Annotated in this window: 24 protein-coding genes; 15 read left to right on the top strand and 9 right to left on the bottom strand. The window is 53.4% G+C overall.

Going from position 1 to position 26,387, the window contains the following annotated elements:
* Nucleotides 1-167: 167 nt before the first annotated feature.
* The 6 genes from acs to G549_RS0108225 form a co-directional block, all read right to left on the bottom strand.
* Entirely contained in the window at nt 168-2,108 is a 1,941-nt protein-coding gene (gene acs / locus G549_RS0108250) for an acetate--CoA ligase (protein WP_027834627.1), read from the bottom strand.
* Nucleotides 2,109-2,227: 119 nt separating this feature from the next.
* Nucleotides 2,228-2,995 carry an ABC transporter ATP-binding protein gene (locus G549_RS0108245; protein WP_027834626.1) on the bottom strand — a complete coding sequence of 256 codons (768 nt, stop codon included), beginning with the start codon at nt 2,993-2,995 and terminating at the stop codon, nt 2,228-2,230.
* A complete protein-coding gene (locus G549_RS0108240) occupies nt 2,995-3,765 on the bottom strand; it encodes an ABC transporter ATP-binding protein (protein ID WP_027834625.1) in 771 nt (256 codons plus the stop codon). Before G549_RS0108240 ends, G549_RS0108245 begins: the two co-directional genes overlap by 1 nt.
* Nucleotides 3,766-3,782: 17 nt before the next feature.
* Nucleotides 3,783-4,949, bottom strand: coding sequence for a branched-chain amino acid ABC transporter permease (locus G549_RS0108235; protein ID WP_027834624.1), 1,167 nt, complete (start codon nt 4,947-4,949; stop codon nt 3,783-3,785).
* A gap of 12 nt (nt 4,950-4,961) precedes the next feature.
* The gene (locus tag G549_RS0108230; RefSeq protein WP_027834623.1) at nt 4,962-5,990 is read right to left on the bottom strand and encodes a branched-chain amino acid ABC transporter permease; all 1,029 of its coding nucleotides are present in this window, start codon (nt 5,988-5,990) and stop codon (nt 4,962-4,964) included.
* A gap of 74 nt (nt 5,991-6,064) precedes the next feature.
* Complete coding sequence (locus G549_RS0108225) at nt 6,065-7,411, bottom strand: substrate-binding protein (protein ID WP_027834622.1); 1,347 nt, start codon at nt 7,409-7,411, stop codon at nt 6,065-6,067.
* A gap of 196 nt (nt 7,412-7,607) precedes the next feature.
* On the opposite strand from G549_RS0108225, the gene G549_RS21285 reads away from it, so the two are divergent.
* From G549_RS21285 to G549_RS0108200, 4 genes are all read left to right on the top strand, one after another.
* Nucleotides 7,608-9,233, top strand: coding sequence for a helix-turn-helix domain-containing protein (locus tag G549_RS21285; protein WP_051213552.1), 1,626 nt, complete (start codon nt 7,608-7,610; stop codon nt 9,231-9,233).
* Between the two features lie 62 nt (nt 9,234-9,295).
* Nucleotides 9,296-9,679 carry a response regulator transcription factor gene (locus G549_RS0108210; RefSeq protein ID WP_027834621.1) on the top strand — a complete coding sequence of 128 codons (384 nt, stop codon included), beginning with the start codon at nt 9,296-9,298 and terminating at the stop codon, nt 9,677-9,679.
* Nucleotides 9,679-9,927 carry a hypothetical protein gene (locus tag G549_RS19560; RefSeq protein WP_036221735.1) on the top strand — a complete coding sequence of 83 codons (249 nt, stop codon included), beginning with the start codon at nt 9,679-9,681 and terminating at the stop codon, nt 9,925-9,927. The genes G549_RS0108210 and G549_RS19560 overlap by 1 nt, the downstream gene beginning before the upstream one ends.
* Nucleotides 9,924-12,638 (top strand): ATP-binding protein, encoded by a 2,715-nt coding sequence (locus tag G549_RS0108200; RefSeq protein WP_027834620.1) that lies wholly within the window; start codon nt 9,924-9,926, stop codon nt 12,636-12,638. The genes G549_RS19560 and G549_RS0108200 overlap by 4 nt, the downstream gene beginning before the upstream one ends.
* Here G549_RS0108200 and G549_RS19555 read toward each other — a convergent pair.
* Nucleotides 12,635-13,285, bottom strand: a complete 651-nt coding sequence (locus G549_RS19555; protein ID WP_051213668.1) for a YitT family protein — start codon at nt 13,283-13,285, stop codon at nt 12,635-12,637. The two genes, G549_RS0108200 and G549_RS19555, sit on opposite strands and share 4 nt — an antisense overlap.
* A gap of 186 nt (nt 13,286-13,471) precedes the next feature.
* On the opposite strand from G549_RS19555, the gene G549_RS21280 reads away from it, so the two are divergent.
* From G549_RS21280 to G549_RS0108180, 3 genes are all read left to right on the top strand, one after another.
* Nucleotides 13,472-14,077 (top strand): TetR/AcrR family transcriptional regulator, encoded by a 606-nt coding sequence (locus G549_RS21280; protein ID WP_027834619.1) that lies wholly within the window; start codon nt 13,472-13,474, stop codon nt 14,075-14,077.
* A gap of 161 nt (nt 14,078-14,238) precedes the next feature.
* Nucleotides 14,239-14,919: a PspA/IM30 family protein gene (locus tag G549_RS0108185; RefSeq protein WP_027834618.1), complete on the top strand. Its 681-nt coding sequence runs from the start codon at nt 14,239-14,241 to the stop codon at nt 14,917-14,919.
* Nucleotides 14,920-14,962: 43 nt separating this feature from the next.
* Nucleotides 14,963-15,241: a YiaA/YiaB family inner membrane protein gene (locus G549_RS0108180; RefSeq protein ID WP_027834617.1), complete on the top strand. Its 279-nt coding sequence runs from the start codon at nt 14,963-14,965 to the stop codon at nt 15,239-15,241.
* 54 nt (nt 15,242-15,295) lie between these two features.
* On the opposite strand, the gene G549_RS0108175 is transcribed toward G549_RS0108180, so the two are convergent.
* Complete coding sequence (locus G549_RS0108175; RefSeq protein ID WP_027834616.1) at nt 15,296-15,577, bottom strand: hypothetical protein; 282 nt, start codon at nt 15,575-15,577, stop codon at nt 15,296-15,298.
* A 44-nt stretch (nt 15,578-15,621) separates the two neighbouring features.
* Between G549_RS0108175 and G549_RS0108170 the strand changes: the two genes are divergently transcribed.
* Together G549_RS0108170 and G549_RS0108165 are read left to right on the top strand one after the other, a co-directional pair.
* Entirely contained in the window at nt 15,622-16,530 is a 909-nt protein-coding gene (locus tag G549_RS0108170) for a LysR family transcriptional regulator (RefSeq protein WP_027834615.1), read from the top strand.
* A 141-nt stretch (nt 16,531-16,671) separates the two neighbouring features.
* Nucleotides 16,672-16,872 (top strand): hypothetical protein, encoded by a 201-nt coding sequence (locus G549_RS0108165; RefSeq protein WP_027834614.1) that lies wholly within the window; start codon nt 16,672-16,674, stop codon nt 16,870-16,872.
* 350 nt (nt 16,873-17,222) lie between these two features.
* Here G549_RS0108165 and G549_RS0108160 read toward each other — a convergent pair whose 3' ends face one another.
* Entirely contained in the window at nt 17,223-18,638 is a 1,416-nt protein-coding gene (locus tag G549_RS0108160; protein WP_027834613.1) for a helix-turn-helix domain-containing protein, read from the bottom strand.
* 513 nt (nt 18,639-19,151) lie between these two features.
* On the opposite strand from G549_RS0108160, the gene G549_RS0108155 reads away from it, so the two are divergent.
* The 6 genes from G549_RS0108155 (at nt 19,152) to mce (ending at nt 26,214) form a co-directional block, all read left to right on the top strand.
* The gene (locus G549_RS0108155) at nt 19,152-20,684 is read left to right on the top strand and encodes an acyl-CoA carboxylase subunit beta (protein WP_027834612.1); all 1,533 of its coding nucleotides are present in this window, start codon (nt 19,152-19,154) and stop codon (nt 20,682-20,684) included.
* A gap of 10 nt (nt 20,685-20,694) precedes the next feature.
* Nucleotides 20,695-21,075, top strand: a complete 381-nt coding sequence (locus G549_RS0108150) for a hypothetical protein (protein ID WP_027834611.1) — start codon at nt 20,695-20,697, stop codon at nt 21,073-21,075.
* Between the two features lie 10 nt (nt 21,076-21,085).
* Nucleotides 21,086-21,484, top strand: coding sequence for a RidA family protein (locus tag G549_RS0108145; protein WP_027834610.1), 399 nt, complete (start codon nt 21,086-21,088; stop codon nt 21,482-21,484).
* Nucleotides 21,485-21,662: 178 nt separating this feature from the next.
* Nucleotides 21,663-23,666, top strand: a complete 2,004-nt coding sequence (locus G549_RS0108140; RefSeq protein WP_027834609.1) for an acetyl-CoA carboxylase biotin carboxylase subunit — start codon at nt 21,663-21,665, stop codon at nt 23,664-23,666.
* Nucleotides 23,663-25,807 carry a methylmalonyl-CoA mutase gene (gene scpA, locus G549_RS0108135; RefSeq protein WP_027834608.1) on the top strand — a complete coding sequence of 715 codons (2,145 nt, stop codon included), beginning with the start codon at nt 23,663-23,665 and terminating at the stop codon, nt 25,805-25,807. The genes G549_RS0108140 and scpA overlap by 4 nt, the downstream gene beginning before the upstream one ends.
* Nucleotides 25,804-26,214 carry a methylmalonyl-CoA epimerase gene (mce, locus tag G549_RS0108130; RefSeq protein WP_027834607.1) on the top strand — a complete coding sequence of 137 codons (411 nt, stop codon included), beginning with the start codon at nt 25,804-25,806 and terminating at the stop codon, nt 26,212-26,214. Before scpA ends, mce begins: the two co-directional genes overlap by 4 nt.
* Nucleotides 26,215-26,387: the final 173 nt, after the last annotated feature.

Here is a 26,387-nt window from a genome sequence, read left to right as displayed (position 1 = left end):
CCAAGCTGTTTTACAGACATAAAAACAGTTTGAGGTGCGGATGTCTATTGGTTCAGATCAGCTTGGCCCATCCAGTTGCAATTCATATTGTCGCAGCCAAAAATTGAGGGGCGCCCCAAGGATGGAAGCGCCCCATATACGGCCCAAACAAAGTGGGGACAGTTGCTTTAGGCCGATCTGTTTTGGCGTTCTTCAATCAGCTTTTCGACCACAGATGGATCGGCCAGCGTTGAAATGTCGCCTAAGTTTGAAAAATCGTCTTCTGCGATTTTGCGCAGAATGCGCCGCATGATTTTGCCGGACCTCGTTTTGGGGAGGTCTGGGGCAAATTGCAGCAGGTCTGGTGTGGCGATGGGGCCAATTTCCTTGCGTACCCATTGGCGCAAATCTTTGGCCAAATCGTCGCTTTGGTCGACACCTGCCATCAGGGTCACATAGACATAGATGCCTTGGCCCTTCACATCATGGGGATAGCCCACCACTGCGGCTTCTGAAACCATGTCGTGGGACACGAGCGCGCTTTCCACTTCCGCCGTGCCCATGCGGTGGCCGGAAACGTTGAGCACATCGTCCACACGTCCGGTGATCCAATAATCACCATCCGCATCGCGTTTGCAGCCGTCAGAGGTGAAATATTTGCCCCTATAGGTGGTGAAATAGGTGTCCACAAAGCGCTGATGATCACCATAAATGGTGCGAGCCTGTGCGGGCCAGCTGTCGAGAATGCATAGATTGCCTTCTGCCTCGCCCTCCAGCACATTGCCGTCATTGTCCACCAATTGCGGCTTGATGCCGAAAAACGGTGTTGTCGCCGCGCCTGGCTTCATGTCGGTCGCCCCGGGGAACGGGGTGATCATGCAGCCGCCAGTTTCGGTTTGCCACCATGTGTCAACGATAGGGCAGCGGCCTTCGCCAACCACGTGGAAATACCATTCCCAGGCTTCGGGGTTGATCGGTTCGCCCGCCGTGCCCAGCAGTTTGAGCGATTTGCGGCTGGTTTTGGTCACAAAATCGTCGCCAGCGCCCATCAGTGCGCGAATGGCAGTTGGGGCAGTGTAGAACTGGTTGACCTGATATTTGTCGATGATCTGCCAGAAGCGCGACGCATCGGGGAAGTTGGGCACACCCTCATACATCACCGAAGTGGCGCCATTTGAAAGTGGCGCATAAAGGGTGAAGCTATGGCCTGTGATCCAACCAAGGTCGGCACCACACCAAAAGATGTCGCCATCCTCATAGTTGAATACGGTTTCATGGGCGAGGGAAATATAGGTGAGGTAGCCGCCAGCCGTGTGCACCACGCCTTTAGGCTGGCCGGTGGAGCCGGAGGTATAAAGGATAAACAGCGGATCTTCTGCATTCATCGGTTCGATGTCGCAAAATTCATCTGCGCCAGCCGCCGCTTCGTGCCACCATACGTCGCGGCCACCTTTCATTTTGATGTCTGCACCGGTGTGCTCCACCACCAAAACTTTTTCCACGCCCAAGGCGTGGGGTAGGGCGTCATCCACATTCTTTTTCAGCGGGATGGATTTGCCGCCACGACGGCCTTCATCTGCTGTGATGACAATCGTGCTGTCACAATCATTGATGCGCCCGGCCAAGGCCTCTGGCGAAAAGCCGGCGAACACCACGGAGTGCACGGCGCCGATGCGGGCACAGGCGAGCATGGCGTAGGTGATTTCAGGGATCATGGGCAGGTAGAGCGTGACGCGGTCACCCTTTTTCACGCCCAGTTCCTTGAGCACATTGGCAAATCGACAGACCCGCTCATGCAATTGGGTATAGGTGATGGCCTGCGCTGGTTGATCCGGGTGATCAGGCTCCCAATAGAAAGCGATCTGGTCGCCGCGTTTATCTAAATGGCGATCAATACAGTTTTGCGCCACATTGAGCACACCATCTTCAAACCATTTGATCGAAACGGGATCAAAGCTGGTGTTTTTAATGATGCTGGGCGGCTTGATCCAATCCAGCCGCTTGGCTTGTTCAGCCCAAAAGCCATCGGGATCATTCACCGATTGCGCATACATGTTTTCATATTGTTGCTTGGTGATGTGGGCGTCTTGCGCCCATTGTTCAAACACCGGATAGGTCTTGCCGGACATAGTTTCCCTCTCATTGCCAACACAAAGGTCAGCAATGCCCATTTTTAAAGTTACACTTCTTCAAAATGGTGGCCGGTCCCTATCGCACCCGGTCGACCATTTGCGTTCGGGTAGCCCGCCTAGATGGCGAGATACTCGTGACGCAATTGCTCGTTATCCAACACTTCTTTGGCAGAGCCGCTAAACACCACCATGCCTGTGTCAAAGATAACCGCTTTATCGGCGAGCTTGAGTGCGGCAACCGCATTCTGCTCAACGATAATTGTTGTGATCCCGAGTTTTTTAATCTCCAACAGGATCTTTTCAATCTCTTGCACAATCACTGGGGCCAAGCCTTCATAGGGCTCGTCCAAGAGCAAGAGTTTGACATCCCGCATCAATGCGCGGCCAATGGCCAGCATTTGCTGTTCGCCACCAGAAAGGGTCACGCCTTCCTGATTGCGGCGTTCAGCAAGACGCGGGAAACGCTCATAAACTTGTTCAACGGTCCAACCATGGCCAGGCGCTACTTGCGCTAGCGTCAGGTTTTCTTCAACGGTCAGGCCTTGAATGATCCGCCGATCTTCAGGCACCAATTGCAGGCCCGATTGCGCCGCCTGGTGGGCGCGCATTTGGTGCAGGGGTTCGCCATCCAGCCAGATTTCGCCTTGTGTTAGCTGCGGGTCGTCGACCCGTGCCAAGGTGCGCAATGTTGAGGTTTTGCCAGCGCCATTTCGGCCCAGCAATGCCAAGATCTCGCCCTTGGGCAGCTCAAGGCTAACCCCTTGCACGATGTAGCTTTCGCCGTAATAGGCGTGCACATCTTTTACCGACAGAAAAGGCCGTGCCTCTTTTTGTTTGGCTTGTGCATCGCTCATCATATTGCTTTCTGTTGTCATTGCGTTCATCAGTGTGCCCCTCCCAAATATGCCTCTTGCACCTTCGGGTTGTTGCGCACTTCTTCTGGTGTACCTTCGGCGATAATCCGCCCACCCGCAAGCACCGAGATTTTATCGGCCAATGAGAACACCACATGCATGTCGTGCTCAATGATCACTTTGGTCATGCCTCGCTCTTTGATCTTTTTCAAAAGCTCAATGGTTGTATTGGTGTCGTGGCGTGACATCCCAGCAGTTGGCTCATCCAACAACAAGAGTTTGGGGTGCTGCATGAGGCACATGGCCAGTTCCATGCGGCGCTTGTCACCGCGTGAAAGTGAGCCAGCCTTCATGAGTTTTTGCTCGCTAAGGCCAATATCCTCGAGCATCTCTTCGGCTTCTTTGCGAATTTGATGCTCATCGTCGAGTGATGACAAGAAGTTTAGCTTGAATGACCCATCGCGCTTGGCAAAGGCCGGTGCCATCACATTTTGCAACACAGAGAGATCGGGGAAGATTTCAGGTGTTTGGAACACCCGAGCCACGCCCACTTGGTTGATCTCGTGGGGTTGCTTGCCTGTCAGCACCTTGCCATCAAAGACCACGGCGCCGCGTGTTGGGGCCAAGCGGCCCACAACCACGTTGAGCAATGTGGATTTACCTGCCCCGTTGGGGCCGATGATGGCGTGTGTTTTGCCTTCTTCGATTTGCAGATCAATATCGCTGAGTGCGTGCAAACCGCCAAAGGTTTTGTGCACATCGGCAACGTGAAGAACGACATTTTCAGTACTGGTCGTCATAATATGTGCTCCTTTGGCTATTCAGCTGGTTGAGTTTGGGTGTCGTCAGCTTTGGCTTTTTTGTCGCCGTCGCCACCACCGCCGGTGAACAGGGTGGTGATCCGGCGATAGCCTTCCATCATGCCGCCAGGCAAGAAGGTCACGACCAGGACAAACACAAGACCAAGGGTCAAATGCCAGCCTTCACCAACAAACATTGAAGTCAATTCGACAACAAATCCTTCCACGCCATCTGGCAAGAAGCCGAACAGATTGTGCAGCACACTCTCGTTGAAGCTTGAAAAGATGTTTTCGAAATATTTGATCAACCAAGCGCCAATAACCGGGCCAACCAACGTGCCCACACCGCCGAGGATTGTCATAAGCACAATCTCGCCGGAGGCGGTCCACTGCATCCGCTCGGCACCTGCCAACGGGTCGGTTACGGCCATCAGGCCACCAGCCAAGCCCGCATACATGCCTGAGATCACAAAGGCAGTGAGGGTATAAGGGCGTGTGTTAAAGCCGGTATAGTTCATCCGGGTTTGGTTGGATTTAATGCCGCGCAGCATCATGCCGAATGGTGAGGCGAAGATGCGCTGGGTGATGAAAAACCCAAGGATCAAGAAGATCGCGCAGAAATAAAAGCCAGGGATGCCGGACATTTCGATGCCAAAGAAATTGGACACGGGCAGGCCTGCTTCTTCTGCGACAAACATGCTGTCCAGCACGCGGGGGTCGCCCGCCTCCAACTGAAGACCTGTTTCACCATTGGTGATCGGGGTCAGTACCGAATAGGCCAGATTATAGGACATCTGGGCAAAGGCCAGTGTGAGGATCGAGAAATAGATCCCTGAACGGCGCAAGCTGACATAGCCAATCAAAAGAGCAAACAAGCCTGACAGGATCACCGCAAAGATTAGCGCGGGGATCGGGTTCATGGAGAACAGCTTAAATGTCCACACGGCGGTATAGGAGCCGACGCCCAAAAAGGCCGCGTGACCGAAGCTGAGATAGCCAGTGAGGCCGAACAAGATGTTGAAGCCGATGGCCAGAATGCCAAAGATGGCAAATTTCTGCATCAGGTCGGGGTAGGCTGCACCAAAGGGTTGCAGCCAGATGGGCAGCGCCAATACCACGATCGAAAAGATCACCAAGGTGGTCAAGTCTTTGCGTGACATGGAAAAGATGCCTTGAAAGTTCATTGTTTTTCTCCCTTAGCTTTCCATCACGCCTTTGCGGCCCAAAAGTCCGCGTGGACGCACCAGCAAAATGATCACAGCAACAAGATAGATGATGATTTGGTCAATGCCGGGAATAATGGCTTTGATCTCAGTCATGGAGGCAAAGCTTTGCAAAATGCCGAGCATAAAGCCTGCGAGCACAGCGCCGGGCAGCGAGCCCATGCCGCCCACAACCACCACCACGAAGGTCAGGACCAAGAAGTCCATGCCAAGGTGATAATCAGGCGGCAGAAGTGGGGTGTACATCACGCCAGCGACACCAGCGACCACTGCGGCCAAGCCGAACATAGCGGTGAAGCGCTTGTCGATATCGATGCCGATCAGGCCAACGGTTTCCCGATCTGCCATGCCAGCGCGCACAACCATGCCGAAGGTGGTGAATTGCAAGAAGGCAAATACTGCACCGATCACGATCACGGAGAAGGCGAAATAGACAAGCCGCCACCATGGATAAACAATAATATTGGGGTCCATGCCCATCATCACGCCAATGTCTGCCGCGCCAGCCAGATTAGATGGCATAGGCTGCGGAATAGGGTTGGCGCCGAAATAATGCTTGATGATTTCTTGCAGCACAATGGCCAGACCAAAGGTCACCAAGATCTGCTCAGCGTGGGGGCGGCGATAGAAATGCTTGATCAGGCCGCGTTCCATTACAACGCCCACCACCAACATGACGGGTATGGCCAATAAAATGGCTAAGGGAACGGAGTAGTTGACCAGCTGGGTGCCAAAATCGCCAAACCATGTTTCTACATAAGTTGTGCGGATTTCGGTGGGTGTACCCCATGCGGTCAAGTTTTCCTCATCAAGAACAACTTTCTGCATGGTCAGGATTTTGCGCAGGGTCACCGCACAAAACGCACCAAGCATAAACAGAGCCCCGTGGGCGAAGTTCACAACGCCCAACGTGCCGAAAACTAGGGTGAGGCCCAGGGCGATCAACGCATAGGCGCCGCCTTTATCTAGACCGTTTAAAAACTGAAGAAATATCGCGTCCATGTGGTAACTCCCCCACCGACAAAAGCCCCGAAAGCCGGGGCGGCTGTGCCGCCCCGGCAAACCAATTTTCTATTTTACATAGAGACTTCGTATGGTCCCAACTCGCCACCAAAGATGGAGGCATCATATTCAACTTGTGAACGTGGAACTTGTTTAACCACATTGAGCAAGTCGAACTGAGATGTTGGGTTCTCGCTACCGCGCACAACCAATACGTCTTTAAAGCACTGGTGGTCTTCTGCACGATATTCGGTAGCGCCATTGCCCATACCGTCGAACTTGTGACCTTCAAGAGCTCTAATTACATCTGGTGGATAGAAGCTGCCAGCACGCTCACATGCATCGGCATAGAGCAATGTCTGAACGTAGCAAGTATGGGCCGCCATTGATGGTGGGAAGCCATATTTCGCACCGAACGATTTCACAAAAGCCTGTGAACCAGCGTCTTGTAGTGACCAGTTCCAGTTGGTTGAACCCAAAATGCCCTTAATGTTGTCGCCCGCACCTTGCGCCATCAAGCGTGAGAACAATGGCACAACGATTTGGAAATCTTTGCCATTGGCTTGACGGTCACGCAGACCGAACTGAACCGCTTGGGTGAGTGAGTTCACCATGTCACGGCCGTAGTGGTTCAAGATCAATACGTCAGCGCCTGAGTTCAACACAGGTGTGATATATTGAGAGAAGTCACCAGCGCCCACTGGGGTTTTCACTGTTTCAACAGTTTCCCAGCCCAATGCCTCGGTGGCATTTTTCATGGATTCTTCTTGTGTCCAGCCCCAAGTGTAGTCGGCTGTTAGGTGATAGGCACGACGGTCTGTGCCATATTCTTCGCCCAAAACGGGGCCAAGTGCTGCACCAGACATATAGGCGTTAAAGAAGTGCCGGAAACCATAGCGACGCTTATCTTTACCTGTTGTGTCGTTTGAGTGGGTCAAACCGGCCATAAAGATGGTGCCCATCTCTTGGCAAAGGCCTTGCACCGCAATCGCCACACCTGAAGATGAACCGCCTGAAATCATCAGGGCGCCATCTTTTTCGATCATCCGCTTGGCAGAAGCCCGCGCAGCGTCAGATTTGGTTTGCGTGTCACCAGTCACATAGGCAACTTTTTTGCCCAAAATGCCGTTACCTGTCAGAGATGAAGGCTGCATGGTGTTTAGCATGCCGCCATCACCTTCGCCGTTCAAATGCTCAACAGCCAACTCAAAAGCACGCAGTTCGTCAGCGCCTTCGTCAGCATATGAGCCAGTTTGTGGCACGTTAAAGCCAAGGGTTACGCTGTCGCCAGTTGGCTTGTTGCGATATTCCTGAGCATAGGCACTGGTGATGATGGTTGGGGCAACGCCAGCGGTCACGAGACCAGCGGCAGCGCCCTTAAGAACTCGACGGCGTGAAGGGCCATCCTTGCGTTCAGTCATTATTCTCCTCCTTTGAATTAATGCGCGCTTCCATAAAATGAACTCCCATGCGCTGCATCAGGGCAGATTAAGCGGGAGTTTTGAAAATTTTTCAATAGATTATTGTAATATAAGGAAAATTTTGTAAAATGATGTACTTATTTTTACAAATGCTTGTAAATTTTTTTACAAATTGTGGCATTTTAAGGGTGGAAATATGCGCGCGCCAATAGGACTGAAAATCCGTAACCAGCGGAAATCTTTGGGTTACTCGCAAAGCAATTTTGCGAAGTCGATTGGTATTTCGCCCAGCTATTTGAATTTGATTGAGGCCAATAAACGAGATGTTGGGGGCACGCTTTTACAAACGATTGCGCTCAAGTTGGACATCTCTCTTGATGAGCTGACCGGCGAAAATGAACAAAGATTGCTCAGCGCGTTGGAGGAAATCTTTTCTGACCCCGCGTTAGAATCGCTGAAAATGGGCAGTGCCGAGGCGCGCGATTTGGTGGCCACCAATCCGCGGGCCGCGCGGGCATTGCATCAAACCTATCGCGCTTATGCTGAAGCGGTCGCGGAAGCGGAGGCTTATTCAAACAGGCTTAAATCAGACCCGCTTTTGGCGGATTTGCTGCACCAGATGTTGTCGCAGATAACGGCCGTTCGGTCATCAGCCGAGATTTTGACTGACGTGCCTGATCTTGAATTGGCGGAGCAGCAGCGTTTCCATGGCATGGTGTCGCGGGAGAGCCGCGCGCTCTCTGATGTGGCGCAAACCTTAATCGATCAGTTTGAAGGTGAAGCGGGGCGCAATCGTTCGCTCACGCCGGCCCGTGAGCTTGACGATTTGATTGTGGAGGAAAAGAACTATTTTCCGACTCTGGAGGAAAAAGCTGCGGCGTTGCGCGCCGGATTTGCCCGGCGCGGCAGCGTTGTTGAAGCCGAGCTGGCGGTGCAGTTGGAAACCGAGTTCGGTATCACCACCAAACGTGTGGCGGAATTGGGGGGCACAGAAACAGGCTTTCCTATGCAATACCGCTTCGATGCGAAAGATAAGGTACTTTGGTTTCAAGGCAGTGCCACGTTGGCCACGCGACAGTTTCAAATGGCGCGGCTTTACAGTGAGCTGAGAGGGCGTGATGAGTTAATCGCTTTGGCCAAGGATGAACGATTGAGTTCCGCAGCTTCACGTCGATTGGCGATTCGAGCATTGGGCTCTTATTTGGCGGGGGCGATCATCTTTCCCTATGAGGACTTTTTGCGTGAGGCTGAGCAAAGCTCTTATGACATTGACTATTTGAGCCAGCGCTACGCCGCTAGTTTTGAGCAGGTGGCGCATAGGTTGGTGACTTTGCGGCGGCCGGGCGCAGAGGGCATTCCATTTGGTTTTTTGCGGGCAGATCCTTCCGGACGGCTATCGAAGCATTTTCCATTGCCGGGCATGGCATGGCCCAATGCGGGGCATGGTTGTCCGCTTTGGACGTTGTTTGACGCGTTCCGCCATCCCAATGATGTGGTGCGGCAGACCGTGAGCTATCCGGATGGGGGGCGATATTTGATGCTGGCGAAATCTTTTGCTAAGCGGGCAGATCGTTTTCAATCGCGCCCGCTTTATACCTCGGTGATGTTGGTGTGTGATGTGCTCTATGCCGACCAAACCGTATATGGCAAAGGCATGAGCCTTGATAATCCGCAAGTGGATGTGCCAGTGGGCCCCACCTGCAGAATGTGCATTCGTCGCTCATGCGAAAGTCGACAAGAAGAAATGTTTACGGGGGCGGGCGGAGAGCATACGGTGCGGCTACCGTTAACAGAAATCAATTTCGATATTGGCGGAAGCTAGTTTTCGCCCTATGTTTCGGGGGCAACTGAATTGGGAGGTTCAGTTGTGAGGAGGAGGAATTTGTGACTATTGATGTCCTGATTGTTGAGGACGAGCCCAGTATTCTGGACTCCCTTGACTTTATCCTGCGTCGTGCGGGGTGGTCGACGCAGGCCGCACAAGACGGTGAAGAGGCGTTGCGGGCGGTGCGCGAGATCAAGCCGCGCGTTGTCGTGCTCGATGTGATGTTGCCCAAAAAGTCTGGCTTTGAGGTGCTTAAGCTGCTGCGGCAAGACGAGCAAACGCTTCATCTGCCCGTACTGATGCTTACAGCGAAGGGGCAAGCGCAGGATCGACGCATTGCCGAAGAATTGGGGGCAAACAGTTTTGTCACCAAGCCTTATGCCAATAGCGATGTGGTTGGGGCGGTCAAAGCCCTGATCGGCGATGAGCAAGGGTTGGATTGATGGCGAATCGGCGGCGCAGCGAAGGGTTTGGCTTTTTTCTGCCGATCTTGGGTGCGATATTGATCATGCCGCCAATTGTGCACTTATTTGACCGGGGCGGCACGGTTTTTGGCTTGCCGATCATTTTTACCTATCTGTTTGGCGTTTGGCTTTTTTTGATTGTGGCCGCGTTTGCGTTGTCGCGCTTGCTGCCGCGGGTGGACCCCGAACAGCGCCCTGAACGATTGGAACGGGATCGCGAGTTATGATTGCGACCAATCTGATCATTCTGATTGCCCTTGGCTATGTGGTGCTGTTGTTTGCGCTGGCCTATTTCAGCGAGCGTTGGGCAAAGGGTGAGGCGGGCAAGTTTTTGCGGTCGCCGCTTATCTATACGCTCGCCATTTCTGTTTATTGCACCAGCTGGACCTTTTACGGGGCGGTTGGGTCTGCCGCGCGCACAGGCTATGAGATTTTTACCATCTATCTTGGCCCCACACTGGTGTTTGTGGGCTGGTGGTTTGGCTTGCGCAAATTGGTGCGGGTGGGGCGCACCCAGCGGATCACCTCGCTTGCCGATTTGATTTCCTCTCGCTTTGGCAAAAGCTCGCGGCTTGCGGTGTTGGTGACATTGATCGCCGTGATTGGCACCACGCCCTATATCGCGCTGCAGCTTAAGGCGATCACCTCCAGTCTCAATGTGATGACCTTGGGCGACAATGTGGATCAGCCCGGGTTGAATGTGGATGATGTGCGCCTTGCGTTGGGTGTTGCCGTGGCGATGGCGATTTTTACCATTCTGTTCGGCACGCGAAATGTGGATGCGAAAGAGCAGCATCATGGGGTGGTGGCCGCGATTGCGTTTGAGGCGATCATTAAGCTGATTGCGCTTTTGTCCATCGGCATTTTTGTGGTGTTTGGGTTGGGCGACGGGTTCCGTGATGTGTTTGCCCGCGCAGATGCGGCGCAAATCAATGCGTTTCAATATGGCGGGTTCAACGGCCGATGGGTGGCGATGACTATTTTGTCGGCGGCCGCGATCATCTGTTTGCCGCGCCAGTTTCAAATCACTGTGGTCGAAAACTCCAACGAGAACCATTTGCGCACCGCCAGTTGGGCGTTCCCGCTCTATTTGTTTGCCATGAGCATTTTCACATTGCCCATCGCGATTGTGGGTACCGCGATGCTGCCCCCTGGCAGCGATCCGGACATGTTCGTGCTGACATTACCGCTTAATTTTGGACAAGAGGGCTTGGCATTGTTCGCCTTTATTGGCGGGTTCTCCTCGGCGACGTCGATGATCATTATCGCTTCGATAGCGCTCTCGATCATGGTGTCTAACCATATTGTGGTGCCCATCGCGTTGCGCTTGCCTGGTCGCAGCGGTGAAGAGGATGGCGGCGGGGTGACGGATCTTTTGCTCACCAGTCGGCGCATTTCCATCTGTGTGATTTTGGGATTGGGCTTTTTGTATTTCTGGCTCACCAATGGGTCGGGTGCGCTGGCGCGTATCGGTTTGATTTCGTTTGCCGGGGTTGCGCAAACATTGCCCGCGATTATCGCCGCTTTGTTTTGGCGCGATGCCACAGCCAAGGGCGCAGGCGCGGGCCTATTTATCGGCTTTGTGGTTTGGGCCTATTCGATGTTTTTGCCCAGCTTTGAGGAATCCAGTGTCTGGGTGGCGCAGTGGGTGCAAAATGGACCCTATGGGATCGCGTTTTTGAAACCGCAAGCGCTGTTCGGGTTAGAGGGGATGGACCCCTTGGTGCATTCGGTGTTTTGGAGTTTGTTTGCCAACACGATCGCCTTGATCCTTGTGTCTTTGTCCACCTCTCAATCGGTGTTGGAGCGTATTCAAAGTGCGTTGTTCGTTGATGCGTTTCGTCGGATGCCGGGCATCGAAACAAGGTTTATGCGCACGTCAGCGGCCACAAATGATCTTTTCTTTGTGGCGCAGCGGGTGCTGGGGGCCGCGCGGGCCGGGGCTGTGTTTGACAGTTTTGCACGCGAGCAAGGGCGCAGTCGAACCAGTTTGGAGCCAACCCCAGAGTTTATCGCCTTGTTGGAAAAAGAATTGGCGGGGTCCATCGGAGCGGCGTCGGCACACGTGATGATTTCGCAAGTGGTGTCTGGCGAAAGCATATCGCTGCAAGAAGTGATGAAAATTGCCGATGAAACCCAGCAGGTCATCGAATATTCGCAGCAATTGGAGCAAAAGTCTGAAGAGTTGCGGCTAACGGCTGAAAAGCTACAGGATGCCAACGCCAAATTGCGGGAGCTGGATCAGCAGAAGGACGAGTTTTTGTCGCAGGTGAGCCATGAAGTGCGCACCCCGATGACCTCGATCCGTTCATTCTCAGAAATATTGCTGGAACCGGAGGAGCTGGACGCTGGTGAGCGGCAACGCTTCTTATCGACAATTCACACGGAAAGCCTGCGCTTGACCCAATTGTTGGATGAGATCTTAGATTTGAGCGCGCTGGAGCGGGGCGAAAAGGTGTGGACCAACACGCCAGTTGATGTGGTGTCGGCGATGGACCGCGCCGTATCGGTATGTGAAAGCCTTGCCCGGCAAAAGAATATGAACATCAAGCGCCATAATGTGCCCGCTGAGGCGCTTGTGCTGGGGCACGCAGATCGCTTGGCACAGGTGTTTATCAATCTGATCACCAATGCAATTAAATATAATGACGCTGACCGACCGTTTGTTGAAGTGCGGTTTAGCAAAACCGGCAAGCGGCTTTTGATTGATTTTCAAGATAATGGGCCGGGCATTGCTGCCAAAGACCGGCGGCGCGTGTTTGAAAAATTCGCCCGGGGGCAGCGCGGCGCGAGCAGCGGCCAAACAGGGTCGGGTCTCGGTCTTGCCATCTCTTCACAAATTATTGCCCGCATGAAGGGCAAAATCGAGTTGGTCAAGGGCGAAGACGAGGGGGCCTGTTTCCGCGTGAGCCTGCCGCTCTATGAGGGCGAGGCCTAGTCTTTCGTTTTGCTCTGCGCAAAAAAGGCGCCGGAAAAGCCAACATAGCGGCCGGGTCGGAAGTTGGTGGCGATCACTAGATTGAGTATCACTGCGCCCAGAATGGACAGCAAGACCTGCTGCCAGTTCAACACAAAGAATGAACCGCAAAGAATGGCGGCGTCCACACCCATTTGCAAATAGCCCGCGCGAATGCCGTGACGGTCTTGCAAATAGACCGCCAAAATGTTCACGCCACCGAGGCCCGATTTGTGCCGGAACAGGATGAGCAAGCCCACGCCAATAATACCGCCGCCAATCACGCTGGCATAAACAGGGTGAAGCATATCAAAGCTGATCCATTGCGGGGTGAGTTGGGCAAATAGCGACACCAGGGCCACGGACGCAAATGTCTTGATGGTGAAGGCGGGGCCGATGCGCACATAGGCAAACCAGTAAAAGGGCAGGTTGAGCGCAAAAAACAGAACACCAAATTCCAAGGGTGAAATATAGGAGAGCAGAAGCGCCAGCCCGTTGATGCCGCCGGTGCCCAGCATGGCGGTTTTATACATATTGACGCCAAGGGCAATCAAAAGGGTGCCCAGAAGCACCGCTTGAATGTCTTCATGCCATTTATGCTGCGGGTCTGTTTGTTGCGCTTTAGCCATTTTCTCGCCTTTGTCAGACAATGTGTGCACTAGCGCTATCGCTTAATATGGGAGTTGGCAAGAGCGACGCTTTGTCGCTCTGGCGTGTTAAATCGATCAGTCTTTGTGGTGGTTCATGTGTAACTCGTCTTGTTTTGTTGCTGAGATTGGCGTAATTGAACGTTGTTCAGAAAAAGTGAGGGCATAATGGCCAGACGTGCAGATCACACAAAAGAAGAATTGGAAGCGCTGATTGTGTCAGCCGCGCGCCAGCTTATTGTTGCAGATGGGGTGGATAAGCTGTCTGCGCGTCGCTTGTCGAAGGAGATCGGGTATGCGCCCGGCACGCTCTATCATCATTTTGATGACCTTGATGCAATTGTCACTGCGGTGAATGTCGGCACGTTGAACGGTTTGGCGCTGGCATTTTCTCAGGCACAAGAAGGGGAACTCAGCGGAGACACTTTGCATCGCTATGCTGATGTTTTTTTGGACTATGTGCAAAGAAACAAGAACCTTTGGAATGCACTGTTTGAGTTTCGACGCGCGCCAGGCACAGAAGTGCCCGAATGGTATGTCGCCAAAATCGACGGCCTTATACACATGCTGACGGCCTGTTTCGTGGCGGAACGTTCAGATTTGCCGGAAGAACAGGCACAAGAAGCCAGTCGGTTGCTCTTTGCAAGTGTGCACAGCGTGTCGTCGCTCGAAAATTCCGGCAGGCTGCAGCTTATTATGAACCAGAACATCGCCGAAATTGCGCATAATTTGGTCGATATCCACCTGCAAGCCTATAAAAATCGAAAAAATTAGAATTTTTTTGGACTGAATAAGTCCCTGAATCTAAATATTAAATCTAGATAAGGGATGTTCGGTTTGAAGTTTTTTGAACGATGTTCAATTTTTATATTGAACGACGTTCAAAATTGTCTATATTGAAATTGTGAACGGTGTTCAAAATAAAGGAGGGCACGATGATAAATATGTTTTCGACCTTGATGAAAAGTTTTAGCGCGAAAGCGGAAGATCGAATTGTTGATGAATATGCAGTGGAGTTGATTGAACAAAAGGTGCGGGAGGCAGAGGCCGGACTGGCGGGTGCAAAGCGGACCTTGGCGTCTTTGATTATGCGACAACGCAGTGAGGAGAAAATCCTGAATTCCATTACGGCCCGCGCTCGTGATTTAGAAAAACGAGCAACCGCTGCATTGGACGCAGGTCGGGATGAGTTGGCGCAAGATGCAGCTGAAGCGATTGCAGATATCGAAAATGAGGCCTCTGTCCGGCGCGCCACGATGGACGAGTTGGAGCGGCGTGTTTCCCGCACAAAAATGGCTGTTGAAAAGGCGCATCGGCGCATCATTGATTTGAAGCAGGGCCTGATCACCGCGCGGGCGATTGATGCCGATCGGCGCACCCATAAATCATTGGATCGATCTTTGTCGAATGGCAGCGCCATTCATGAGGCCGAGGCCTTGATTGCACGGGTCACAAACTCAAGCGATCCGCTGGAGGAGAGCAATATTCTGGATGAAATCGACAGCAGTTTGAGCAAAGCCGATATCGGCGACCGAATGGCGCGGGCTGGATTTGGCGAAAAGTCCAAAATTGAGGCGACCGATGTGATCGCCAGATTAAAATCACAACAAAACTAAACCGAAAACCCGAAATTCTATTTTAAAACAAAGGAATAATCCCATGTACAATAATGATGAAAACGCAATCTATATTATGTTCAACGGTGCTTGTGTTGTTGGCGCTTTGGCCCTCTTGACCCTGTCGCTTTATTTGGCCCCTGTTGACCTCTCCACCAAGGGATATTGGGGAATGGGCGTGGTCTTGTTGATGGGCAGCTTGGTGAATTTGGTGAAATACCGCACAGACCAACGTCGCTCCAGCGAGACGATTGCGAAGCTTGAAACAGCTAAAAACGAAAAATTGCTGAAAGACTATGTCAGCAAGGAAGACGAAGTTTAATCGTCTTGAATATGAAGTTTGTCCCCGCGTTTCGTCGCGGGGACTTTTTGATTCCTAGCGTACTTTCTCTACAAAAATATTGGCCACCAGGTTGAAAAAGATCGCAGACCCGATCGCCAGTGGCACAGCATAGGGGGCCATCTGGCCGATGGCGCCGAAATAGGCGCTGCCAAAGTCGGCTTGAGGTGGCAGATTTTGCGACACCAGAATGGCGGGCAGGCTGGAGAGCATGACGATCATAATGCCGAGCCCAACAATGGGCTGGCGGAATTTTGCGGGAAGTTTGTTCATCTCAAAACCTTTTTTCTTGGTGATGCGGTGAATATATGTTTTCATTATTGCGATAAAAATAGCCAATATTGCAAAGTAAGTTTTCATAAATGAAATCAATGGATCTCAATGCTCTTTATAGTTTTTGCGAAATGGTGCGCGCGGGCAGCCTCACCAAGGCTGCACAAAAGCTGGGGCTTTCGGCCCCCACCTTGTCGCGGCATTTGGCACAGTTGGAAGAGGAAGTTGGGCATAAATTGGTGCATCGTCACGCCAAGCAGTTCAAGCTGACGGTGGATGGCGAGCGTTATTACAACACGCTGAGCGACGACTTTTCGCAACTTCAGGAGCAGCTTTCCGCTTTGAATGACCGGGCGGATGTCCTGTCTGGCTCCATCCGTGTTTCCTGCCCGGAGAGTATGGCGATCGACTATATGCATGGCTGGGCGCTGGAGTTTATGTCCCAACACCCGCAGGTTGATATTCAAATCAAGTTTGCCATTTCCGACCAGTATTTTGTTGAAGACCAGTTGGATTTGTCGCTGGTCGTGGTGCCGCCCACCCAGCCCAGCCTGGTGCAGCGCAAATTGCTGGATACGCAAATGTGCGTCGCCGCAGCCCCCAGCTATCTGGCGGCAAAAGGCAGGCCTGAAGTGCCGGCGCAGCTGCAAGAGTTTGACTTGCTCACCTCTGACCCGCAAAAGGCCTGGGCCTTTTTGCAGCAGGGCGCCCGCTTTGAATTTTTCCCCACCCCGCGCTACAGCATCAATTCCATCCGCATGGTGGTCGATGCCGCCATTCGGGGGATGGGCATCATGTATGGCCCACTCTTTTATATGCAGCAGCCCCTGCGCGAAGGGCGGCTGGAGCAAATCCTGCCCGACTATGAAACCGAGATGCGCCATGTCTTTATGATCTATGCCGACCGGCGCCTGATGCCCACTCGGGTGCGAGCGTTTAAATCGTTTCTTGAGGAGAAGGTCAGCGCGCTTGGCAGCGATGAGGGCTTTGTGCCTTAGGGTGTTCTGAGAATGGATAAGAATTGCATTAAATCCAATCCTTTCCCCTAATCGCCCCTTATTGTGCTGCCTCTATGCTCAGCGGTGGACAATTGTCTTTTCCAAAAGGCAATCCATCATGCTGATCGAAGGAGACGCAGAATGAGTTCAATTTCAGCGGTGAGCCAACCCGCACAATATGTACGGTCTGAGCCGCCCGCCCCACCTGCGAAGGAAAAGGGCGAAGTGGAGCAGCTTGAGGCGAAAAAAACGGCATTCGATGAGTTTGCCGAAAAGAAAACCGACGAAACCAAAGCGCCACCTGCCGATGGCACGGGCCGCCTGGTCGATATACAAGCCTAAGATTTATTACTGGGCGAAACAGATGGCGCGGGATTTTCCCGCGCTTTTTGTTGTGCGGGAGAAATATGCCTGCCGCCCATATCCGGACGCACTAAATCATCCAGAAGTCGACATTCTGTATAAAACACGGCGTTGGTTTGGGGCGGGTATCACTCAGAACGCGAAGCTATTCTCATCGTAAGTGCGAAAAGGCTTCAACCAATTGTAATTGCTGATAGTTTCCGCGTTTCCGAGGACCTTTATCCCTACAGTCAGTCTGCCAAAAAATCGCGTGATTTGCAACAGAAATCGGATGCAACACTTACAATAGTGCTATTTTAGGTTGTGCGTGAATTTCGATTAGCCGGGCGCTAGTTAATCTCATAGGGCACGACATTGCGGTCGTCTGGCGTAATGGAAATCTCGGCGGCGATGGGCGGCACCGAGCGTTGGGTGCAGTTGCGGCGTTCGCAAGTGCGGCAGGAGACGCCGATAGGATCAAAGGCGGCCTCTTTGCCAATGTCCAGATCATCCGAATAGACAAGTTGGCTGGCATGATCGATTTCGCAGCCCAGTGCATAGGCATAGCGGCGCGTGGGTTGGCGGAAGCCGCCGGCGCGCTTTTCGCTGGCCCAGGCAAGGCATAAATAACGTTTGCCATCTGGCGTTTCGGCGCGCTGGCGGATGATCCGCTGCGGCGATTCAAAGGCGCGGTGCACATTCCACAGCGGGCAGGCGCCGCCGAACCGCGCAAATTGCAATGCGGTGGCCGAGTGGCGCTTGGTGATGGTGCCCGCCTGATCCACCCGGGCAAAGAAAAACGGAATGCCGCGCAATTGCGGGCGTTGCAGAGTGGAAAGGCGGTGGGCGACTTGCTCGAGGCTGGCGCCAAAGCGTTGAGCCATGATTTCAATGTCGTAGCGGACCGCCTGCGCCTCTTTCAAAAACTGCTGATAGGGCATGAGCAGTGCCCCGGCATAATAATTGGCCAACCCAATGCGGCAGATGGCGCGGGCTTCGTCGCGCTTGAAATTGGCATCGGCCAAAATCTGATTGATCAGCGAAGTTTGTTCCAGCAGGGCCAATTGGTTGGCGAGTTGGAAAAACTGAGTGGATTTCTCCAGCGTGGTGTTGAGGCGGATCACGCGCCGCGTCCGGTCAAACTGCCGGATCATGTCTCGCTTGTTGGGGATCACAAACTCAACCGTAAGGTCGTGGGCACGCTGGCAATAATCCACCAGCCGTTCCAGCTTGTCATAACCATTTAGGCCCAGTTCAATGGCCAAATCTTCGGCCGCGCGGTCCAGCGGATCGATATAATTGTCGGCATAGTGGAAGAAATCGCGCACCTCTTCATAGGAGGTTTGCAGATTACCCGCCTGTTCGCGCATCAATACATCATCCACGCCCGCCATGCGCTCATTGGATTTTCGATAGGCTTCATAAAGCCGCATAAAGGCGTGGGCGGTTTGTGGCGTGTTGGTGGCGAGGGACTTCATTTCCTGCAAACCGGGCGGGTTATCGGCAAAAAGCGGGTCGGCAAAAATCTCCTTTAGATCAATGATCATCCGGTCTGATTTGTCGGCCAAAAGACTGGTGACATCAACATTGAACGTTTCAGCCAGCGCTAGCATGATCGCTGCGGTGACGGGGCGTTGGTTGTTTTCGAGCTGGTTGACGTAAGAGGTGGAAATGTCCAGCCGCGCCGCGAATTCGGCTTGGGTCAGCTTGTGTTGTTCCCGCAGGGCTCTCAGCTTTACGCCTGCAAAAATTTTGCGTTGTGCCATCATGTCCCTTTCTTGCCGCCGTCGTTCGCTTTGCTCACTCCCCCGGCCCCCCCGCCGATTGGTGCCATGCGGTGGTGTTCTTAAGGGTCGCTCGCTTCACGCTCTTCCGTCATTGCAAGACTTGATCTTGCAATTCAATTCACATGTCCTCACGAAACAGCATTAGCTCGTTTCGCGATGCCTCTCTTCTCGTCATTGTCGGGCCAGCCGCGCAGCGTGAGCGCGAAACAGAGCCCCGACAATCCGGGCCGGAGTGGCCAAGGCGCAAAACGCCTACGATTTCACTGCCGACATTCACCCTAGATTCCCGCCTGCGCGGGAATGACGAATGCGGCGAATGGCATGGTCACACCCACCTTTCCACCAGAATTACACAAATTACACAAGTTTACAATTTACAATGTTAAAAGCGTGTTCCTGTTTACACTTATAGGCCTTTAAACTTCTGCCTGCTTTGCTAGGGTCGGTCCATCGCGATTTAATTCATTTTTGTCTATCTCTTTGGGGGCGCACATGCAGGAAATCATCGAGCAGCTTGAACAAAAGCGCGCAGGCGCACGCCTTGGCGGCGGCCAGCGCCGCATTGATACCCAGCACGGCAAAGGCAAATTGACCGCGCGGGAACGGCTTTCTGTGTTGCTCGATCCTGGCAGCTTTGAAGAATATGACATGTTCGTCACCCACCGCTGTACCGATTTTGGCATGGAAGAAAACATTGTGCCGGGCGATGGCGTGGTCACCGGGTGGGGCACTATTAATGGGCGGCTTACCTATGTGTTTTCGCAGGATTTCACCGTGTTTGGCGGCTCCTTGTCCGAAACCCATGCGCAAAAGATTTGCAAGATCATGGAATTGGCGGTGCAAAATGGCGCCCCGGTGATTGGGCTGAACGATAGTGGCGGCGCGCGTATTCAGGAAGGCGTGGCTTCCCTCGGTGGGTATGCCGATGTGTTCTTGCGCAATGTGATGGCGTCTGGTGCCGTGCCGCAAATCTCTGTGATTATGGGGCCCTGCGCCGGCGGCGCGGTTTACTCTCCGGCGATGACGGACTTCATCTATATGGTGAAGGACACCAGCTATATGTTTGTGACCGGGCCGGACGTGGTGAAAACCGTGACCAACGAAACGGTGACGCAAGAAGAATTGGGTGGGGCGAGCACGCACACCAAGATTTCCTCCGTGGCCGACGCGGCCTTCGACAATGATGTTGAGACGTTGTTGGAGGTCCGTCGACTATTTGATTATCTGCCGTTGAACGCGCAGGAAAAAGCGCCAAAGGTGGATGTGAATGATGTGGTGGATCGGCCAGAAATGAGCCTTGATACCATCATCCCTGATAGCCCCAACGTGCCATATGATATGAAAGAAGTGATCCACAAAATCGCTGATGAAGGCGAGTTCTTGGAGCTGCAAAAGGACCATGCGGGCAACATCGTTACGGGCTTTGTGCGCATTAACGGCCAGTCCGTCGGCGTGGTGGCCAACCAGCCTTTGGTCTTGGCCGGGTGTCTGGACATTAACTCAGCGAAAAAAGCGGCCCGCTTTGTGCGCTTTTGCGATAGCTTCAATATTCCGATCCTCACCCTTGTTGATGTGCCCGGCTTTTTGCCCGGTACCGCGCAGGAATATGGCGGCATCATCAAGCATGGTGCAAAATTGCTGTTCGCTTATGCGGAGGCGACCGTGCCCAAAGTCACCGTCATCACCCGTAAAGCCTATGGCGGCGCTTATGACGTGATGGCCTCCAAGCATATCCGCGCGGATGTGAACTATGCGTGGCCTACTGCGGAAATCGCCGTGATGGGCGCCAAGGGCGCCACCGAAATTCTTTATCGCTCAGAGCTGGGCGATGCCGAAAAAATCGCCAAACGCACCAAGGATTATGAAGACCGCTTCGCCAACCCGTTTGTGGCAGCCGAGCGTGGCTTTATCGACGATGTGATCATGCCCCACAACACCCGCCGCCGCGTGGCACGGGCGTTTGAAACCCTGAAGAATAAACAACAGTCGATGCCGATTAAGAAGCACGACAATATTCCGTTGTAGGAAACAACAGATGGTTTTGAACACTTTTTGGCTTTGGGTTGCTGCCGCATTGAATGCTGCGACTTTATTGGCGCATATTTTTGTCGGCGGGCGCTATATCGCAAGGCCATTGCTGAAAAGTGAGATGCATTCAGTGGCAAAGTTCACCAACTATTTTTGTTGGCACATGGTCACCATCACGCTTTTGGGCACCAGCGCGTCTTTTGCGCTCGCGGCGCAATATAAAAGCGCTTGGGAATTGGGTGTTCTGGCCACAGCATTGTCGATAGGCTTTTGCTTACTCAATCTGCTGATTGTTGTGGTCAAAAAGCAGCGCTTTTTGTTCATGCCGCAATGGTCGTTCTTTTTACTGATTTCAATCGCTGCTGTGATGAGCATTTGGGCAGCGTAGGGAGGCAACAATGACTGATCCACTATTCCATATGATTTCAGACGGCCCAAGGCCTGTCGCACCTTTTTCACATGCGACGGAGGCGAATGGGTGGGTGTTTGTTACGGGGCAAATGCCGACCTTCCCAGATGCGCCGGATGCGCCTTTGCCGGAGGGGATTGAGGCGCAGACTGTTCGGGTGATGGAGAACCTCAAGATTGTTTTGGGGGGCATCGATATGGGGCTGGAGCATGTGATGATGGCGCGGTGCTATCTCACCGATTTTTATCGGGACTATGCCCAGTTCAACGAGACCTATCAGAGCTTTTTCCCCAAGGATCGTCGCCCGGCGCGCACGACCATCGGGGTCACCGGCCTGGCGCTGCATGCGCTGGTGGAAATTGATTTTATCTGCAAGCGGCCCGATTGATTTATTTACCCCTTGTCATCCTCGGGCTTGACCCGAGGATCCAGTGGGAATGGCCAAAGCTAGATGGATTGTCGGATTAATTTTGGGTTCACGCCACAGGGCTGGTCCGACAATGACAACTAAAAACAGATGCTTCGTCGCTTTTGGCGATGCCGAGGTAAATGGAGAAACAGACATAATGTTCTCGAAAATTCTTATAGCCAACCGGGGCGAGATTGCCTGTCGGGTGATTAAAACGGCCAAGATTATGGGCATCAAAACCGTTGCGGTTTATTCGGATGCGGACCGGGAAGCGCTGCATGTGAGCATGGCGGATGAGGCGGTGCATATTGGGGGATCACCCGCATCGGAAAGCTATTTGCTGGGCGATAAGATCATCGCGGCCTGCAAGGCAACGGGCGCGGAGGCGGTGCATCCGGGCTATGGCTTTTTGAGTGAGAACGCCAAGTTCTGTGAAGCGCTGGAAAAAGCGGGCATCACCTTTATCGGGCCACCGCCCAACGCTATTGAGGCGATGGGGGATAAGATCACCTCCAAGAAGCTGGCTAAGGAAGCGAATGTGTCCACCGTGCCGGGCTATATGGGCCTGATTGAAGACACGGATGAAGCGGTGAAGATCTCCAATGAAGTCGGCTATCCGGTGATGATCAAAGCCTCCGCTGGCGGCGGTGGCAAGGGTATGCGGATTGCGTGGAATGATGCGGAAGCCCGCGAAGGCTTTGAGCGGTCCAAATCGGAAGCCGCGTCTAGCTTTGGTGATGATCGCATCTTTATCGAAAAGTTCGTCACCGATCCGCGCCATATTGAAATTCAGGTGTTGGCCGACAAGCATGGCAATTGCATTTATCTGGGTGAGCGCGAATGTTCCATTCAGCGCCGCAACCAGAAGGTGATTGAAGAAGCGCCGTCACCGTTTTTGGATGAAGAAACGCGCAAGAAAATGGGCGAACAGTCGGTGGCCTTGGCCAAGGCGGTTGGCTATGCCAGCGCGGGCACGGTGGAATTCATCGTGGATGGCGACAAGAATTTCTATTTCCTTGAGATGAATACGCGGTTGCAGGTGGAACACCCTGTCACCGAATTGATCACAGGGATTGACCTAGTGGAGCAAATGCTTCGCGTTGCGGCGGGCGAGAAATTGTCGATCGCTCAGGATGAGGTCACGCTCAATGGGTGGGCAATTGAGTCTCGACTATATGCCGAAGACCCCTATCGCAATTTCCTGCCTTCCATTGGACGATTGACGACCTATCGCCCGCCGTCAGAATTCGAATCTGAAGACCTTGTGGTGCGCAACGATACCGGGGTGTTTGATGGGGGAGAAATCTCCACCTTCTACGACCCGATGATCGCCAAATTGTGTACCTGGGCGCCAGATCGGGCTGCCGCCATTTCTGCCATGTCTGACGCGCTGGACGCGTTTGAGGTTGAAGGCATTGGCCACAATATCCCGTTCCTCTCCGCTGTAATGGAGCAGAATCGCTTTAAAGAAGGTCGTCTTACCACGGGCTATATCGCTGAAGAATTTCCCGAAGGGTTCAACGGCGTTGAGCTGGGCAATGCGGCCAAGAAAAACATCGCCGGGTTGGCGGCCTATATTGGCTTTCACAGCCAACATCGCGGCTTTGCTGAAGCGGATACGCTGGACCTGTCCATTAAAGATGTGGCCCGCTCTGTGATGATTGGCGATGAGCGGTTTGACTTTGATGTGCTGGAAGAGGCCGTCATCTGGCGCGATCGCGAAGATGATTTTGAAATGCTGATGCGCGTCGAAACCGATTGGGGCCCGGGCGAAACGCTGATCCGCGCGCGGGTGGGTGACGATCATATCGTCGCGCAAGTCACGCGCAAGGCCACGGGCTTTCGGGTGCGCTATCGCGGGGCGGATATGAATGTGCAGGTGTTTGAGCCGCATGTCGCCGATTTGATGGTGCATATGCCGGTGAAAATGCCGCCGGACATGTCCAAATTCCTACTGTGCCCGATGCCGGGGCAGGTGGTGCGCCTTGAAGTTGCCGAAGGCGACGAGGTGCAGGAAGGCCAGCCGCTGGCCATTGTTGAAGCCATGAAAATGGAAAATGTGCTGCGGGCGGAAAAGAAAGCCGTGGTGTCCAAAATCGCGGCGGATGTAGGCGCCATCTTGGCGGTGGATGAAGTGATCATGGAGTTTGAAGACCAATGACCCTCTCCAACGAGACCTACAAAAAATGGCAGGCCCTGGCGGAAAAAGAATTGCGCGGGCGTGAGCCTGACGATCTGGAAACCGATTATGGTGGGGTGCCCATCAGGCCCGCCTATTTTGCGGAAGATGTGCCTGATCGCGCCGCCGACGCGATGCCCGGCGAAGCGCCGTTCACCCGTGGCGTGCGCGCCACCATGTATGCCAACCGTCCCTGGACCATTCGGCAATATGCTGGCTTTTCCACGGCGAAAGAGAGCAACCGCTTTTATCGCCAAGCGCTGGAAAAGGGTCAAAAGGGCCTTTCGGTGGCGTTTGATCTGGCCACCCACCGTGGGTATGACAGTGATCATGAACGCGTGGTGGGCGATGTGGGCAAGGCCGGCGTCGCCATCGACAGCGTTGAAGATATGAAGGTGCTGTTTGATGGGATTCCGCTGGATGAAATGTCAGTGTCGATGACCATGAATGGCGCGGTGATCCCAGTGCTGGCCATGTTTGTTGTGGCGGCGGAAGAGCAGGGCGTGAGCCAGGACAAGCTCTCCGGCACCATTCAAAATGACATTTTGAAAGAATTTATGGTGCGCAACACCTTTATCTATCCGCCGGAACCGAGCATGCGGATTATTGCGGATATTATTGCGCACACGGCTGAATTTATGCCGAAATTCAACTCCATTTCCATCTCCGGCTATCATATGCATGAGGCTGGCGCGACTGCCGTGCAGGAGCTGGCCTATACGCTGGCTGATGGCATGGAATATGTCCGCGCCGCGCAGGCACGGGGCTTAGATATTGATGCGTTTGCCGGGCGCTTGTCGTTCTTCTTCGGCATTGGCATGAATTTCTTTTCTGAGGTGGCGAAGCTGCGGGCGGCGCGCACCCTTTGGGCCGATATTATGAAGGATTTGGGCGCGAAGAACCCGCGTTCCATGATGTTGCGGACACACTGCCAAACGTCTGGCGTGTCGCTGACTGAGCAGGACCCGTACAACAATATTGTGCGCACGGCCTATGAAGCGATGGCGGCGATTTTGGGCGGCACCCAGAGCCTGCACACCAACTCGTTTGACGAAGCGATTGCGCTGCCGACCGAGTTTTCCTCGCGCATTGCCCGCAACACCCAGTTGATTTTGGACCATGAGACCCGCGTCACGGACGTGGTGGATCCGCTGGGCGGCTCTTACTATGTCGAGCGCCTCACCGCCGACATGGTGGCCAAAGCGGGCGAAATGATTGCCGAGATTGAAGAAAAAGGCGGCATGACCAAGGCGGTCGACGAGGGGCTTCCCAAACTGGAAATTGAACGCGCCGCGGCCATACGCCAAACCCGTGTGGACAAGGGCGATGATGTGATCGTCGGCGTCAACCGCTATCGTCTCGATAAAGAGGACGAGCTCGATATTCTTGATATCGACAATAAGAAGGTGCGTGCAGGTCAGGTTGAAGCTTTGAAACAAATTCGGGCCAGCCGCAATCAAGAGGCGTGCGACAAGGCACTTGCGAAATTGCGTGAAATCGCGGAAACGCGGGACGGCAATTTGCTGGCCGCCGCCATAGATGCCGCCCGCGCCCGCGCCACATTGGGTGAGATTTCCGACGCAATGGAGGAGGTCTTTGGCCGCCATCGCCCGACCACAAAAGTGATTTCAGGCGTGTATAGCGAGCAATATGCGGATGACCCTGAATATCAGGCGATCACCCAGCGCGTTGCTGAATTCAAATCGACCCAATCCCGGCAACCCTCTATTTATATTGGTAAAATGGGGCAGGATGGTCATGATCGCGGCGCGAAAGTCATCGCGACTGCCTTCGCGGATATGGGCTTTGATGTGCATATAGGCGAGCTGTTTGAAACGCCGGAAGAAGTCGCTGAAAAGGCTGTTGACTTGAAGGTCGATGCCATCGGTGCATCATCCCTCGCCGCAGGGCACAAAACGCTTATTCCAGAGCTAATCGATTTGCTGCGCCAAAAAAAAGCGGCGCATATCTCTGTCTTTGCAGGCGGTGTGATCCCGGAGCAAGATTATCAAGCGCTGCGCGACGCGGGCGTGTCCGATATTTTCGGCCCCGGCACCAATGTGCTGGATGCTGCTAATGCGGTGATGTCGCGCATCGAAGGCAAACTAAGGAACGAGCCATGATCGGTAATCTCAATCATATCGCGATTGCGGTGCCAGATTTGGCCGCGGCGACAGCGAAATATCGCGATCAGTTGGGCGCGGCTGTGTCCGAACCACAGGACTTGCCTGAGCATGGGGTGACAGTGGTATTTGTGAAAATGCCCAACACCAAAGTGGAGTTGCTGCATCCGCTGGGCGAGAATTCACCGATTGCGGCCTTTTTGGAAAAGAATCCGTCTGGCGGCATGCATCATATGTGTTTTGAGGTGGAAGATATCCGTGCCGCAGCGCAAAAGCTGTCGGAAGAGGGCGCACGGGTTTTGGGGGATGGTGAACCCAAGATCGGGGCGCATGGTCTGCCGGTGCTGTTTTTGCATCCGAAAGATTTTGATGGCACCTTGATCGAGTTGGAAGAGGTCAAAAAATAACGGCAGTCCTTAAAAAGAACTGCCGTTTTAGGACCGAGGTCCTCTTGCACTCACGGACATAGTATTCCTCATCTGAGCCTTGCGGGTTCTCACCCTAGCGTATCATGGCATATTGCGGTTCAGATTGACGTTCAAACAGCGCGAGCGGTGTTGAAGCCATTGTAATGACACCG

The organism is Maritalea myrionectae DSM 19524, assembly GCF_000423365.1.
GTDB classification, from domain to species: Bacteria; Pseudomonadota; Alphaproteobacteria; order Rhizobiales; family Devosiaceae; genus Maritalea; species Maritalea myrionectae.
This window is presented reverse-complemented; position numbering and strand designations above follow the sequence as displayed.

Excerpts from the sequence above, each read along its gene's own strand:
- acs (WP_027834627.1), bottom strand. The coding sequence starts at position 2,108 with ATGTCCGGCAAGACCTATCCGGTGTTTGAACAATGGGCGCAAGACGCC.
- G549_RS0108245 (WP_027834626.1), bottom strand. The coding sequence starts at position 2,995 with ATGAACGCAATGACAACAGAAAGCAATATGATGAGCGATGCACAAGCC.
- G549_RS0108240 (WP_027834625.1), bottom strand. The coding sequence starts at position 3,765 with ATGACGACCAGTACTGAAAATGTCGTTCTTCACGTTGCCGATGTGCAC.
- G549_RS0108235 (WP_027834624.1), bottom strand. The coding sequence starts at position 4,949 with ATGAACTTTCAAGGCATCTTTTCCATGTCACGCAAAGACTTGACCACC.
- G549_RS0108230 (WP_027834623.1), bottom strand. The coding sequence starts at position 5,990 with ATGGACGCGATATTTCTTCAGTTTTTAAACGGTCTAGATAAAGGCGGC.
- G549_RS0108225 (WP_027834622.1), bottom strand. The coding sequence starts at position 7,411 with ATGACTGAACGCAAGGATGGCCCTTCACGCCGTCGAGTTCTTAAGGGC.
- G549_RS21285 (WP_051213552.1), top strand. The coding sequence starts at position 7,608 with ATGCGCGCGCCAATAGGACTGAAAATCCGTAACCAGCGGAAATCTTTG.
- G549_RS19560 (WP_036221735.1), top strand. The coding sequence starts at position 9,679 with ATGGCGAATCGGCGGCGCAGCGAAGGGTTTGGCTTTTTTCTGCCGATC.
- G549_RS0108200 (WP_027834620.1), top strand. The coding sequence starts at position 9,924 with ATGATTGCGACCAATCTGATCATTCTGATTGCCCTTGGCTATGTGGTG.
- G549_RS19555 (WP_051213668.1), bottom strand. The coding sequence starts at position 13,285 with ATGGCTAAAGCGCAACAAACAGACCCGCAGCATAAATGGCATGAAGAC.
- G549_RS21280 (WP_027834619.1), top strand. The coding sequence starts at position 13,472 with ATGGCCAGACGTGCAGATCACACAAAAGAAGAATTGGAAGCGCTGATT.
- G549_RS0108185 (WP_027834618.1), top strand. The coding sequence starts at position 14,239 with ATGATAAATATGTTTTCGACCTTGATGAAAAGTTTTAGCGCGAAAGCG.
- G549_RS0108180 (WP_027834617.1), top strand. The coding sequence starts at position 14,963 with ATGTACAATAATGATGAAAACGCAATCTATATTATGTTCAACGGTGCT.
- G549_RS0108175 (WP_027834616.1), bottom strand. The coding sequence starts at position 15,577 with ATGAAAACATATATTCACCGCATCACCAAGAAAAAAGGTTTTGAGATG.
- G549_RS0108170 (WP_027834615.1), top strand. The coding sequence starts at position 15,622 with ATGAAATCAATGGATCTCAATGCTCTTTATAGTTTTTGCGAAATGGTG.
- G549_RS0108165 (WP_027834614.1), top strand. The coding sequence starts at position 16,672 with ATGAGTTCAATTTCAGCGGTGAGCCAACCCGCACAATATGTACGGTCT.
- G549_RS0108160 (WP_027834613.1), bottom strand. The coding sequence starts at position 18,638 with ATGGCACAACGCAAAATTTTTGCAGGCGTAAAGCTGAGAGCCCTGCGG.
- G549_RS0108155 (WP_027834612.1), top strand. The coding sequence starts at position 19,152 with ATGCAGGAAATCATCGAGCAGCTTGAACAAAAGCGCGCAGGCGCACGC.
- G549_RS0108150 (WP_027834611.1), top strand. The coding sequence starts at position 20,695 with ATGGTTTTGAACACTTTTTGGCTTTGGGTTGCTGCCGCATTGAATGCT.
- G549_RS0108145 (WP_027834610.1), top strand. The coding sequence starts at position 21,086 with ATGACTGATCCACTATTCCATATGATTTCAGACGGCCCAAGGCCTGTC.
- G549_RS0108140 (WP_027834609.1), top strand. The coding sequence starts at position 21,663 with ATGTTCTCGAAAATTCTTATAGCCAACCGGGGCGAGATTGCCTGTCGG.
- scpA (WP_027834608.1), top strand. The coding sequence starts at position 23,663 with ATGACCCTCTCCAACGAGACCTACAAAAAATGGCAGGCCCTGGCGGAA.
- mce (WP_027834607.1), top strand. The coding sequence starts at position 25,804 with ATGATCGGTAATCTCAATCATATCGCGATTGCGGTGCCAGATTTGGCC.